Genomic DNA, 12,622 nt, shown 5'->3' on the forward strand with positions numbered 1-12,622 from the left:
GGTTGAGTCAACTGACGAATATGAACTGGTTATAGGCCTTCAAAGCCTTCTTTCAAATCAATCCCCATATCCTGATACATCTTGATCGCCGTCGTGCGCCCTCCCAGAGTTACCATACCGCCCGGGTGCATAAATGGTCCCACCAAATAAATCTTCTCGATGCCGGGGATGGTGTAGTCAGATATAGAGGGAGTAGGCCGGCGGCCCAGCAATTGCCCTGGCAGTCCGATGCCAAAAATATCACCGTGCATCATGCTGGCCGAATGCCGATGATGATCCAATGGCGATTCAACCAGTCGGCCCATAACATTGGAATCGTCAATATTGGTTGCGTAGGTTTTAAAAACGTCCCAGATATCTTCGGCGTACTGTTGTTTGAGTTCTTCCCACCTTACCGGGTCCTGCTTGTCGTCCAGTATGGGTGCAAACTGATAGACGTACATCGCACAGTATTCGTCTTTCGGCACTCGTGTTTTGTCGAAGGTGGACGCACGCATGATCAAGGGGCTGATGTCGTCCTTTTGAGGCAGTTCACCAAATCGGAAACCGTCCATTGAACGACGCATTTCTTTCGGATCCTTGCGTTTCATCAATTCGAGGCACATCGTCTCGCGACAGATCTTCGGATCATCGGTACGAAACTCCGGCTCGCGATCAAGAGAAACCTGCTGGTTACAGGCGCCGTGATTGCTGAGTCTTACCCAAGTCATTTCCTCTTTGAGTTGGTCGCTCATTTCGGGAATGACCTTGCCAAGGTTCCAAGGGTGAACGCAAGCAACTACAGCTTCTCTAGCGGAAACATATTCGCCGTCTGACAGATAAACACCTTTCGTCACTCCCGACTCGACTTTGAGTTTGACCACCTCTGCTTCGGTGCGAACTTCGCCGCCAAAACGTTGGACGCTGCGTGCCAGGGCATTGCTTAGTTCCTGACCACCACCAATCGGGTGAACGGCCTGTGTGGTGTGGCACAGCCCTAATAGTTGGTACATGGCTACGCCGGTACCCTTGGTTTCCGGATGTTCCATGGCCTCGGCGATCCACTTGAAGTAGTGCATCTGCAGCTCGGGCGATTCAAAGTAATGGGTGATAACATCCCAGGCGCTGCAGAACAGCGAGTTGGCAAGTTCACGGCCCAGGTGACTCTCTTCGAGCATGCCGAGAAAGGCCGCGGTGGGCAGCGGTGGGTTGGTGGAGCCCATGCCCAGCAGGCCAATCAGAGAAATGCATTTGTCTGCAAAGGCGGCGTAGGTTTCTGCATCTCTGGTGGAGAATTTGGCAATGCTCTCACAGGTACGGTCAACCTCCTTAAAGGTCGCCAGTACGCTGCCATCATCAAACAGAGAAGTGAACATGGCGTCCCAGTGACCGAATTCAAGCCCCTCTTTGGCATAGAGGCCCAACTCGTCAGCGGTGAGAGTTGGGCTATTAATACAACCGGAGTAACTGGTCGCATGGGTGTCGTGAATAAATCCAGGGGCGACTTCAACGGAGACAGCGCCACCACCGCACTGGGCATTCTTTTCCAGCACCAGCACACTCTTGCCTGCCTTGGCCATATAGGCTGCGGTGGTAAGGGAATTGGAACCGCCGCCAACGACGACAATATCATATTGGGGTGAGGTCATTGCGAACTTCTCTCTAGCTGTCCAAAAGGGTATCAAAGCAGTAATGCTTGCAGATATAATAAACTAGAGTACTATATGTGTGAGTTCTACTCAATGCTTGTGCGGAGGTTTTGAGTATGCCATTGCCTGTCAGGACAGCTCAGAGCCTTCGTCGCTATGCTCTGGCTTTTTGTATGGTTTCCCTGTGCAATTCCCTATCGCCATATTCGAAGGCTGAAGACTCTATAACTGAAAAGCCAATCGTGCGCATTGCCTGCTTTGACATGCCTCCCATCTTTATGGCCGCGGAGGACGGTCATGGCACCACTGGCAAAGGGGTGCATATACTCAAACTGGCTTTTGAGCGCATCGGTTATCGGGCCGTTTTTCACCATATGCCCCAACCTCGGGCCCTGAGAAGTGTGGTGGTGGGAGAGAGTGATGTGTACTGTGCCGTCGCCAAGGACTTCGGAGATATGTCCCTGACCACCTCATCGGAGCCCTACTACCAGGTTCAAACCGCTTTCTATCAGCGCAAACAGGCGGATTGGCGCTACAACGGCATGCAATCCATCACCCAAAGAACCTTGGTGAGCGTCAAGGGCTTTGATTATCGCAACGCTCACCCGATGTTGCACCGCTACCTGGAAACCCGGCCGCCGAACGTAATCATGCTGCATGGCTCCAAACCCTGGGAGCGTATGGTATCTATCGTCCTTGCCGGCCGAGCGGATACGGCGCTGTTGGGGGTGGATCAGGCCAATTATGTGATGCGCAAGCTCGGTGCGACCGGTCAGATTGTTCCCGTAGAAGGCTATCGGGCTTATTCTCCGGCCTATGTGGCTTTTTCCCGTCAATCGTCGCACCTGCAGCCCTTGTTCGACCAGGCGCTTCGGGACGCAGAACAGAGGGTCGGTGATCTATAATTAGCGAACATTGTCCTACGGATTGCCATGAACGATGCTCGTTTTCCCATCTGCCGGCCGACATCGACTGTTTTGTGCAGTCGTCCTGCCATCGTTGCTGTTTCCATATTCCTTGGCTCGGGCCATTGATGACTTCAAGCTGGAGGAAATAATCGTTACCGCACAAAAGCGTGAACAGAGCATCCAGGACGTACCCATGGTGGTTGCGGCAGTGACGGCGGAAGACCTGCAGGCCTCCGGTGTACAATCCCTGGACAGCCTGACCCACTTGGTTTCGGGGCTGGTCATCAATACCAATAATTCATTGCTCTTACCCTTTGTTCGTGGGGTGGGTTCCTTTAATGCCGGCGCCGCCACCAATACCAGTGTCGCGGTCTATGTGGACGGGGTCTACACACCGCGGTCAAATGCTCTGGCTTTCGGGCTGGATAATGTTGCTCAAATCGAGGTGCTTAAGGGGCCTCAGTCAACACTCTATGGCCGCAATGCTACGGGTGGTGCGATTACCATTACAACTCATTCCCCCGAACCTGACGAGGCGGCGGCTTCCCAGATCCGCTTGTCGGTGGGGAATTACCAGCAGCAGCGACTCAGTGCCCGAACCACCAGGCCTCTGGCCGATAACCTGGCCATCAGCCTCAGTGGTGCGATTGTGCGGCGGGACGGCTATGTGGACAATCTGGCGACGGCCACCCCTCTGCCGGGCTCGCTGCAAGACATCAATAATGTGGACGAAAAGTCCCTGGCCCTGAAGCTTCTCGGCTCGATCTCAGAGACCAGCGAATGGGAGTTGGCATTGAGTTATCGTGAGTACGATGACACCAACAATTTTGGATTTCGTCAGTTTAATCCGGCGTTTGCCTCTGACCCGGGGCAGTACCACAGCTATGGTCATTGGGGTCTGCGAGAAGGCGATGATACCGCGGCGACGTTGCAGGGGCGTTTCGAGTTTGAGCCCTTCACCCTGGTGTCGGTAACCGGCTACCTCAACAACCGTTTTTTCGGTACGGCGGAGGTGTTTTCCCTGCCCGAGGCGGTAGCAGGATTTGCCGCCGACTGGGAGGCGACCACCTACAGCCAGGAGCTGAGGTTGCATGCCCCCGATGATGCCGACCACCCCTGGCTGCTGGGGTTCCAGTACTTTGAGGAAGGAGATACGGACTCTCAGATTTGGGGCGCGCTTGGGGCGGCCCTGTCGCCTGCCGGTGAGGCGACCCTATCGCCCTCCGCTGAACATTCCCTGGGGGATTCCGACTGGCAATCCCGCTCCCATGCCCTCTTTGGCGAGTGGATTTACCGCGCCTCGGAGGCCCTGAGCCTGACTCTGGGGTTGCGCCATACCCGCGAAGCCTTTTCCCTGAAGGACAACCGCGACCCTGGTTTTTTTGGCGCTATTGGCTTTGTCGGTGTGCCGGTGGACAGTCAGCGCGAGGTCTGGGAAGAGCTGACCTACCGTGCGGTGCTGGACTATCACACGCCGTGGGGGCTGATTTACGGCAGTCGTGCCAAGGGCTTTGTCAGCGGTACTCTGAATGTTCAGAACCCGGCGGGCGCGGTGGTGGATCCCGAAATTCTGATCGCCCATGAAATTGGATTTAAGGCCGATGTGGCCGCCTGGGGTATTCGCCTTAACGGGGCGTTGTTCGATTACGACTATCAGGACATTCACGCCCAGACCGTCAGTGCTACCACCGGCTTCACCAATCTGGTGGCCGGGCAGAAGGCTGCGATAAGGGGAATGGATCTGGAATGGCAGGGAGCCGTAGGGGAGGCGTGGGGCTACAACCTGGCGCTGACCTATCTTTATGAGCGTGAATATGACGAATTCAGTGTGCCCGCCGGAGCCGGGGGCTTTCCTGCCATTGAGGCCTCGGGCAACACTATCTCCGGGGCGCCGGAACTGACCCTGGCGCTGGGGGTGGAGCACAACCACCACACCCTGCGTGGACGCTGGCAATCAAACCTCTCAATCAGCCATAACAGCGGTGTATTTTACGGGGTGGATGAATCTGTAGGCTCGGGCGGTGATTCCGATGATGCCTTTACACTGGTCAACGTTCAGACCACCTTTTACCCGCCCCACGAGCGCTGGAGCCTGTCGCTGTGGCTCAATAATCTGTTTGACGAGTATTACCTCAGCGGCGGTCTGCGCTCGGGGGATTCCATTGTGGCGGTGGAAGCGCCGCCCAGGTTCTACGGGCTCACCTTTACCTGGCGTTGGGGTGGGGAATAATAGTGGCTAGGCCGGTTCCTCTTCGCTTTCCGTGGCCTCTAAAGGATCCAGATTGAGCCCCTGCTTTACCTCGTCGGTGTAATGGGAAAACATCAGCGCCATGTTGTGGCGGGAGGCAAAGTTGATAAAACCTTCCTGGGAGCACTTGCGGCTACCCACCTCAAAGGCATAGATCCTCACATAGCTCAACCACAGATACCAGATGTTATCGACCAGCAGCTCCACGGTATTTGGCGCGACAATAGGGTTCATCAACCCGGCCTGCTCCAGGCGCTTGTAGTTGTCGCGCATTTTTCCCGTTGAGCTGTTTTTAAAGAATCCGTACTTTTTCTTCAATTTCGGTGCATTGAGGCCAAGGTAGGTAATGTCGTTAAAGAAAAACCGGTATTGCCACAACAGCCCAAACAAACGGTTAACCCACTGCTGGTGATCCTGGGCCAGCGCGCCGATGGTGTCGATATCTTCCAGTGCCGTCAGCAGGTCCTGTTCCAAGGCCTCCACCAGGGCATCGACAATGTCCTGTTTCTTCTTGAAGTGGTAGGTCAGGTTGCCGGGGCTGATGGATAGCGCCTTGGAGATATCCAACGCCGATACCTTTTCTACGCCGCGCTGATTAAACAAACGCAGGCTGTTCTCAAGGATGCGATCCCGGGTATTTTGGCGGCTCTTGGCGGGGGTTGATCTGGCTGCCATTGTTATCCGTCCTCAGTATGACCGCTCAAAACTATCATGAACGGTAATTTTATTACGCATGGCCTCTAATAACCATTCGATATTTGCCATTCTCATGTTTTAGTAATAGATTACTACAAAACTAGTAATGAGTTGCTATTATTGTAGTAAAGGGTTACTAACCCTTCAAGTGGCAGACCCACATAAAACCCGGGTCTTAGAGAGAGAAAATAAAATGAAAACTTCAACAGTAAACTCAAATGTCGATATGCGTCAGCAAATGGAATCACTGCTGGAAAGCTACTGCGCGGTTCTGGACGAGCCGGAATTCTGCGAACTGGATGATCTCGAGGATCAGCTGGACGCAGGACAGCCCGAATGCGAGGTTCTGCCGATCAATCGCCAGGCCATGGTGGACAATATCCTCCACTGCCTGGACGATTCCCGGTCTGGATCAAAACTGTCCGCTGAGGCGCTGCTGGTAGGACTCTGCCTTCCGGCGTAGGGAGAAACCGGCGTAGGGTGGATAGCGCGAAGCGCAATCCACCGAGGGTTTGGCCTTGCCGCTACTTTCTGGCCAGAAACTTCGCCACCAGATCGCGATGTTCCTGGGACTGGGACAACTGGGTATTGGCCATGCGCTCGATATTGCGGGCCGAGGCTCTGTCCAGATCCTTGACGCTTTCAATGGTCAGCTTGGCCATGCCCAGAACCTCGCGTGGCAGCGAAGCCAGATGGCGGGCAAACGCCTGACAGCGTTGCAGGAATTCGGCGTCCGCATAGACCTCATGCACCAGTCCTACCCGCAGGGCGCGTTGGGCGTCGATGGTTTGTGCGGCCATGATCAACCATTTGGCCTCGGCAACACCCACCAGGCGGGTCAGGCGGCTGGTGCCGCCACTGCCGGGCAGGGCGCCGATATTGGTTTCGGGTAGGCCGTAGGCAGCACTTTCAGCCGCCAGGCGAAAATCGCAGGACAGCGCCATTTCCAGCGCACCGCCCAGGCACGGGCCCTGCGCGGCTGAGATGATGGGCTTTTCGATGGCTTCCAGCTCGTCGAACAACTGGTGGATGGCAGTGCGATACCAATTGCGAAACTCGATACCGCTGTCAGTTTCAGGTGCCAGGCCGGCGCTGATGTCCATGCCGGCGGAGTAGTACCTGCCGTTGCCGGTGATCAACAGCACTCGCAGTGAGTCATCTTCACGGAATTTGTCGGCCAGCTCTTGCAATTGGTCGAGCATGGCAAACGTGAGCGCATTGTATTTTTGTGGGCGGTTAAAGGTGACGGTCAGTACGCCATCGCTTTCGCTGTGCAGCAGGTCGGGCTCGCTCATGGTTGTGCTCGGGATTTATCAGTCATCAATACCGATAGTTTAGGATATTAAGTTATAGTAATCAAGATTACTAGGTTGGCATGCCCGTCCCTGTAGGGTGGATTAGGCGAAGCCGTAATCCACCATTGGGCCTGGTACGTGCCACATTCTCGGTGGATTACGGCTTCGCCTTATCCACCCTACACCAAAGCATCAAAGCACCATTAGGCTGCGGCCTGATTGCGGAAATCCGTTACCGTCTGTCCTGTCCAGCTCTTAAACGCGCGCAGAAAAGCTTTGGTATCCTGGTAGCCCAGCAGGAAGCCAATCTCCTGGTTGCTAAGACCCGATTCGCGAATGTACTCCTGTGCCAGATCCGCGCGAAACTGATTAAGCAATTCCTGATAGCTGACGCCCTCGGCCTGCAGGTGGCGCCTTAAGCTGCGGCTGCTCATGTGCAGAGCGTCCGCCATTTGTTGCAGGCTCGGCAATTCGCTGCGTCGCTGCAACAGGATATGCCGGATTCGAAACGCCAGCGGCCGCTCTTCGGTGATCTTGCGCATCACCTGCTGGCAGTGCTGCAGGCACACCTCGTGCAGTTCACTGTCGTTGTGCTCGATGGGAGTGTTGAGTCCGGGGCTGCGGATGTGCATCAGGGTTCTGTCGCCGTTAAATGAAATCGGACAATCGAAAAGCGCAGCATAAGAGCTGGTGTCAGCGGGCTTCGGGTAGGCCAGAGTCAGGCTGACAAAATTGAACGGATTCTTGGTGGTCGCCTCGCCAATATACTTACCGTAGGCCAAACACTCTTCCAGGCAGAAACGCAAAAGGGAACCCAGCGGGGCAACCTCGGTAAAGACAACCCGCCAGCCGTCTTCCTGTTCTTCCACTGCTATGCGTATCAGTTCCCCAATCAGTGTGTGGCTGTAGGTGGTCCAGAGGTTGGCCACCTCACGCATATCCCGCGCTGACATTAAGGCGTAACCCATAATGCCGAAGTCCGACATCTTAATGTCTTCCGCAATACGGAAACCCAGATGGTCATCGCCAGTCAGTGCACTCATATTAGCGATGACTTTTTGTGACTGCCAGATATCGATCAGGTAACTGTGGTCGCTCAGCTTGTGCTCTTCAATCCCGGTATCAGACAGCACCTGTTGCGGTTGGAACCCTTGTTGTTCCATCCACGACAGGTAATGTTTGATAATGGTGGGTCTGAACATATCAATGGTTTAGTACTAACAGCCCGCTAAGAGACGGCGACGGCACCCTGTGGGTTTTGTTCTTCAATGACAGGACTATAGGCCGGCAGCGACTTCAACACAAGGATGTTGGCCAGACACCAGACCACTGTGCCGGCGCCCAGAGCGATAAACCAGACGGATTGAAACGCCGGCGCGGTGATGTACCACGCGGGCCAGATACCAAACACCATAATGATATAGATCAGGTTAAGGCGAATGGATTGCCCTTTGCGGGAGCGGCGGCGCATGGCGGTGGGAATCGCAAAGATCGGGCAGGCAAAGATAGTCAGCACCATGATCGACAGGAACATGGGATCACCACCCATGGCCATCTTCACGTACCAGAATACCGCCAGTGCAATCACCTGACCGCCGAACAGCAAACACAGGGCGGTCTTGCGCGGCAGGCCGGGGAACAGCTCGTTGAGCCCGAATTTGATCATCTGGTAATAAAAGAACACCTCGAACACCACGGACAAAAGAATGTTGACCCAAAATAGTTTCCACACCCAAAAATCCATTTCCACAAACCAGGTGTGCCACTGCAGCACAAAAGAAATGTCGTGGGCGGTCCAGAAATAGGTGGCGAACAGAGCGATGGAATAGGTACGGTGTTTAAAACCGAGCTTGACGCATTCAAACAGCAGCCACCAGTTGCAGAACATACCGATGGCGCCAAAGCCCATAAACCAGAAGATATTATTGCTGATATTGTCCATTACGGACTGAACGTCATACATTGACCGAATTCCTCTGCTGTGACAGGGCAAACTCTGCCCCGAGTTTGCCCGGTTGCCCGGAGACGCCGCCGCTGGGGTGAGAACCGGAGCCCGCCAGATATAATTGCGGCACGGGAGTTTGATAACCACCGAGACCGGGAGCGGGTCGATTGTTGCCCATACGGGTTGGCAGCATATCGACATGAAAGTAGGTAGCCCTGGGGGCGGAGAACTGTTCGATAAAGTCCGCCGGACAGGTCTGGAGTCGCCCGATTTCGCTCTCCAGACCATCAATGTAACGGCTGGCCGCTGCATAGATCTGTTGGCCATAGCGATCTTTGTTGTCGGCCCAGCCGCCGATGGGTTCAACCGGTACGTTGGCATACAAGTAAAGCACATCACCATTGTCAGGTGCGACACTGGGATCGGCACCGGACAAAATGGAGAAGTACAGCGGTGGTTCAAAAGCGACGGCTTCCCCCCTCAGGCAGGCTTTGTGCTGGGCGATATGATCCTCCAAGGTGCCGGTCATAAAGGTGGTTTTGCGCAGATCGACGGCGTCCCTTCGTTTTCGCAGTTGTTGCGCTCGGTGGTAACTCAGGCGGCCGCCACTGGCCAGATCAATCTTATAGGGCGCCACCTCGGCGGAATTGGCGGGAATATGCCGCAGCTGGCGAACGATGCCGGGGTCCAAATCGCCGTCGCCGAGCAATTCGCCCAGTGCTACCTGGGGCGCGCAATTGGCGAGTACGCCATGCCGTGCCTGCAGTTGGGTTCCATCCGCCAGCCGAACGCCGCTGGCCGTTCCGTATTGGCTGTCAATCAGGATGCGCTGCACCGGGCTGTTAAGTCGGATCTCACCGCCGAGGCTCTTGAGGCAGTTGGCAAAGGCGCCGACTAATCCCGTCATACCGCCTTGGGGGCGAAAGATGCCGCTGCGGTGAACATTGGCAAAACCCGACAGGTAAATGCCGCCGCCCGGTGCCGTGGCCGGTGCAAACATGCAGCTCCAGAACGCCCACAAACCGCGCATGGCATCACTCTCAAAGGTGTCATCGATCATCTCGAAGGCACTACAGGCCGCCATGCGCTTCAGTGTTTCCCGAATCTGTCGATCGCCCGCCAGTTTTAACAAAGAGCCGGCGATATCCAGTTTGCCAATCGCGGCTGGATGTTTTGCACCGATCTTGTCGAGGCTGTTCATCAGAAAATCAAAGATGCCACGCAGGTTGCGGTAGGTGTTTGCGTCTTTGGGGGAAAAGTAGTGAATCTCTTTAACCGTTCGTTCAAAGTCCGAGAACAGCAGCAGGGTTTCCCCTTCATCGTTCATCCAGCCGTAGGGGTGTTCAAGTGGTATCGGATGGTAACCGTGCTGGTGCAGGTGGAATTCCCTGGCCATGCTGCTCGGAGCCATCAACGCATCGTCCATGGCGCCGATGCTGAGCAAGTGTTGTGGCGCTTCAGGCAAATAGGCGTGGCTCGCGGACAGGCCGCCGATGATGGCTCGTTGTTCAATCACCAACACGCTTTGCCCGGCTTTGGCCAGTGTGCAGGCGGCGGCCAGACCATTGTGGCCGCCGCCAATAACAAGATAATCCCAGGTATTATTCATGACTCAACTCTTCACTGCTGTTGAACTTACAGGGGATTGTTTTCGGGGCGTGGCATCATCACTCCCGGGCCAGGGCACTGGTCGCGGTTTACGCCGTATACACACATGTCATTGATCATGTAGGACGGATAACCCTCCGGATAGGGATCGGAGTGGGTGGCAAACCATTGCATCGGCACGGTAAAGACCAGAAACATGCTGATATGCACATAACCAAACAGCGCCAGGAACTTGACCCACTGCTTTTGGAAGCGGCTGATTTTGAGCGTATCCAAACCCCGGTCGACAAATGTCTGGCCTTTATCATCCCGGTACAGCAACAGAATCATGGTGGCACCAATGGTAAAACCGCCGTAGAAAATGCCTTCGGTTAAGGGAAACTGATAGGTTTCTCCCGCGAACAGGGTCAGTTCGCGAATACCGCCGGGGTAGGCATAGACACCGGTGCGCAACAGCAGGGATTCAAAAACGGTGTCGAGCAGGATCAGGATCAACACCCCGATGGTGGCCAGCATCGGTTTGCTGATGGCCGGGCGTTTTTCTTTGATCTTGTTCAACAGCGCCAATACCGGGAAGCACAGGCAGTAACCGATAATGGTGTAGCCAACTACGATCAGCAACAGGGGTTCCGGCAGATTGCTGCCGTTGGGGCTGGTCCAGCCCGGCGTGGAACCCAGTGTCCAGGTACCCATATTAAACATGTAGCTGTTGTAGAGCACATGGGCGGAGGTGTAGTTCATCATCGGGTCCTGGAAAAACAAGGTCAGCCAACAGATATAAAGCATACCCGTGGTGGTTAACTGTTTTTCCCGTATCCAGGGCCGGATCACCACCAACCACATGGCCACGACACCCAGCATCAAGGTAACGATCTGGACCCAATAAATAAAGGTGGCCTGAAGTGCTGGCAGAGGGTCGGGGCCTGGGTCAACGGAGTGGAAGTGGGGGCCGCTTATCCAGGTTGCCAGTACATAGACAATAAAGGCCAGAACCAGCGCACCGGCCCGCGACCAATAGATGACAGGAGGTGTGGGTTTGGCATCGAGGGGAGTCGGGGTCAACAGCTTCAGGTTGGGTTCGGTGGCACTGGTCATGACAGTGGCTCTCTCTGTGTAGGTCTAGGTGTGCCCATCATGCTACACACCCCCTGTTGTACCTGTCGGTGCAGAAGTGGCCAAGATCACCCCAAACCAGGCCAGTGTGTTTTTGCGGCACCTCGAAGTGTAAAGATTTGAAATTGATACATATTGTATGCATAGTCACTATACACATCAATATAGAAAACCTGCTACTATGGCCGCTGAAGAGCTTTAAAGTGACTCACTATAACTTCTATCATTGCTGCGACGGATACTGTGAATGACCCCACCTGCCGATAGTCTGGAAATGGAACCTGAGCGCCAAGATGCAGTCCCCCGAGTGAAACGCCATCTCCCGGCCGAAGAGGGCGTCTGGGTCTTTATTCTGGGCGACATGATGGTGTTCAGCCTGTTCTTCCTGGTGTTTATGTACTACCGCAATCAGGATATCCCCACCTTTGTCGAGTCCCAGGCGACGCTCAACCTGCACTACGGTGCCCTTAATACCATGCTGCTGTTGACCAGCTCCTGGTTTGTGGCGCTGGCGTTGCGCAGCGTGCGTCATAATTGGCCAACGCACGCGGCTCGATTGATTGCCCTGGCCGGGGCCTGCGGCGTGGGATTCGTGATCGTCAAATTCGTCGAGTATGGCGAGAAAATCAGGGCTGGTCTGGTGCTGACCACCAATGACTTCTACATGTACTACTACGTGTTTACCGGGGTGCACTTTCTGCACCTGCTGATTGGCCTGGGGGTGTTGATTTTCCTCTGGTTTAAGGCCCGCGCCGGTGCTCCGGCGGGTGGTTACACTCAGCGGGATATTCAGACCTTTGAGGGCGGTGCGGCCTACTGGCATATGGTGGATTTGCTATGGATCGTTTTGTTTCCGTTAATTTATTTGGTGAAATAACGCAATGAAGGCATTGATTCATACTCCCATCACCTACGTCTGGTTGCTGCTGGCGGTATTGACCGGACTCTCCTGGGGCCTGGCCGACGGTATCGCACCCGATCCCCAGGCGGCCTTTCAGTGGGTCACCGTGGCGCTGATGTTGCTGGCCTTTTTTAAGGTGCATCTGGTGATAATGCACTTTATGGAAGTGGGCACCGCGCCCATCCCTTTGCGGGCCATATTCGAAGTCTGGGTTGTCGTGGTCTGCACTGCGATCCTGTTGCTCTACCTGGGTTATATCTGAGCCATATAACCCAGCGCC

Annotated in this window: 12 protein-coding genes; 5 read left to right on the forward strand and 7 right to left on the reverse strand. The window is 54.9% G+C overall.

Going from position 1 to position 12,622, the window contains the following annotated elements:
* Nucleotides 1-29: 29 nt before the first annotated feature.
* Nucleotides 30-1,628, reverse strand: a complete 1,599-nt coding sequence (locus HBA55_RS04415) for a phytoene desaturase family protein (protein WP_166987605.1) — start codon at nucleotides 1,626-1,628, stop codon at nucleotides 30-32.
* Between the two features lie 242 nt (nucleotides 1,629-1,870).
* On the opposite strand from HBA55_RS04415, the gene HBA55_RS04420 reads away from it, so the two are divergent.
* Nucleotides 1,871-2,533, forward strand: a complete 663-nt coding sequence (locus HBA55_RS04420) for a transporter substrate-binding domain-containing protein (RefSeq protein WP_166987608.1) — start codon at nucleotides 1,871-1,873, stop codon at nucleotides 2,531-2,533.
* Nucleotides 2,534-2,567: 34 nt separating this feature from the next.
* On the forward strand, nucleotides 2,568-4,766 hold the full coding sequence (locus HBA55_RS04425; protein WP_166987611.1) for a TonB-dependent receptor: 2,199 nt from the start codon (nucleotides 2,568-2,570) through the stop codon (nucleotides 4,764-4,766).
* 6 nt (nucleotides 4,767-4,772) lie between these two features.
* On the opposite strand, the gene HBA55_RS04430 is transcribed toward HBA55_RS04425, so the two are convergent.
* On the reverse strand, nucleotides 4,773-5,459 hold the full coding sequence (locus HBA55_RS04430) for a TetR/AcrR family transcriptional regulator (RefSeq protein ID WP_166987614.1): 687 nt from the start codon (nucleotides 5,457-5,459) through the stop codon (nucleotides 4,773-4,775).
* A gap of 214 nt (nucleotides 5,460-5,673) precedes the next feature.
* Between HBA55_RS04430 and HBA55_RS04435 the strand changes: the two genes are divergently transcribed.
* Nucleotides 5,674-5,943, forward strand: coding sequence for a hypothetical protein (locus HBA55_RS04435; protein WP_166987617.1), 270 nt, complete (start codon nucleotides 5,674-5,676; stop codon nucleotides 5,941-5,943).
* Between the two features lie 61 nt (nucleotides 5,944-6,004).
* Here the strand turns inward: HBA55_RS04435 and HBA55_RS04440 are convergent, their stop codons facing one another.
* The 5 genes from HBA55_RS04440 to HBA55_RS04460 all read right to left on the reverse strand — a co-directional run bounded on the left by HBA55_RS04440 (nucleotide 6,005) and on the right by HBA55_RS04460 (nucleotide 11,423).
* On the reverse strand, nucleotides 6,005-6,775 hold the full coding sequence (locus HBA55_RS04440) for an enoyl-CoA hydratase/isomerase family protein (RefSeq protein ID WP_166987620.1): 771 nt from the start codon (nucleotides 6,773-6,775) through the stop codon (nucleotides 6,005-6,007).
* Nucleotides 6,776-6,978: 203 nt separating this feature from the next.
* Nucleotides 6,979-7,977 carry an AraC family transcriptional regulator gene (locus HBA55_RS04445; RefSeq protein WP_166987623.1) on the reverse strand — a complete coding sequence of 333 codons (999 nt, stop codon included), beginning with the start codon at nucleotides 7,975-7,977 and terminating at the stop codon, nucleotides 6,979-6,981.
* Between the two features lie 26 nt (nucleotides 7,978-8,003).
* Nucleotides 8,004-8,738: a hypothetical protein gene (locus HBA55_RS04450; RefSeq protein ID WP_166987627.1), complete on the reverse strand. Its 735-nt coding sequence runs from the start codon at nucleotides 8,736-8,738 to the stop codon at nucleotides 8,004-8,006.
* Nucleotides 8,731-10,329, reverse strand: a complete 1,599-nt coding sequence (locus HBA55_RS04455; RefSeq protein WP_166987629.1) for a phytoene desaturase family protein — start codon at nucleotides 10,327-10,329, stop codon at nucleotides 8,731-8,733. The genes HBA55_RS04450 and HBA55_RS04455 overlap by 8 nt, the downstream gene beginning before the upstream one ends.
* Before the next feature lie 26 nt (nucleotides 10,330-10,355).
* Nucleotides 10,356-11,423, reverse strand: coding sequence for a spirocyclase AveC family protein (locus HBA55_RS04460; RefSeq protein WP_166987631.1), 1,068 nt, complete (start codon nucleotides 11,421-11,423; stop codon nucleotides 10,356-10,358).
* 265 nt (nucleotides 11,424-11,688) lie between these two features.
* Between HBA55_RS04460 and HBA55_RS04465 the strand changes: the two genes are divergently transcribed.
* A complete protein-coding gene (locus tag HBA55_RS04465) occupies nucleotides 11,689-12,318 on the forward strand; it encodes a cytochrome c oxidase subunit 3 family protein (RefSeq protein ID WP_206019511.1) in 630 nt (209 codons plus the stop codon).
* Nucleotides 12,319-12,322: 4 nt separating this feature from the next.
* Nucleotides 12,323-12,604, forward strand: coding sequence for a cytochrome C oxidase subunit IV family protein (locus HBA55_RS04470; RefSeq protein ID WP_166987633.1), 282 nt, complete (start codon nucleotides 12,323-12,325; stop codon nucleotides 12,602-12,604).
* Nucleotides 12,605-12,622 lie beyond the last annotated feature (18 nt).

Source organism: Pseudomaricurvus alkylphenolicus, assembly GCF_011683955.1.
Lineage (GTDB): Bacteria > Pseudomonadota > Gammaproteobacteria > Pseudomonadales > Cellvibrionaceae > Pseudomaricurvus > Pseudomaricurvus alkylphenolicus.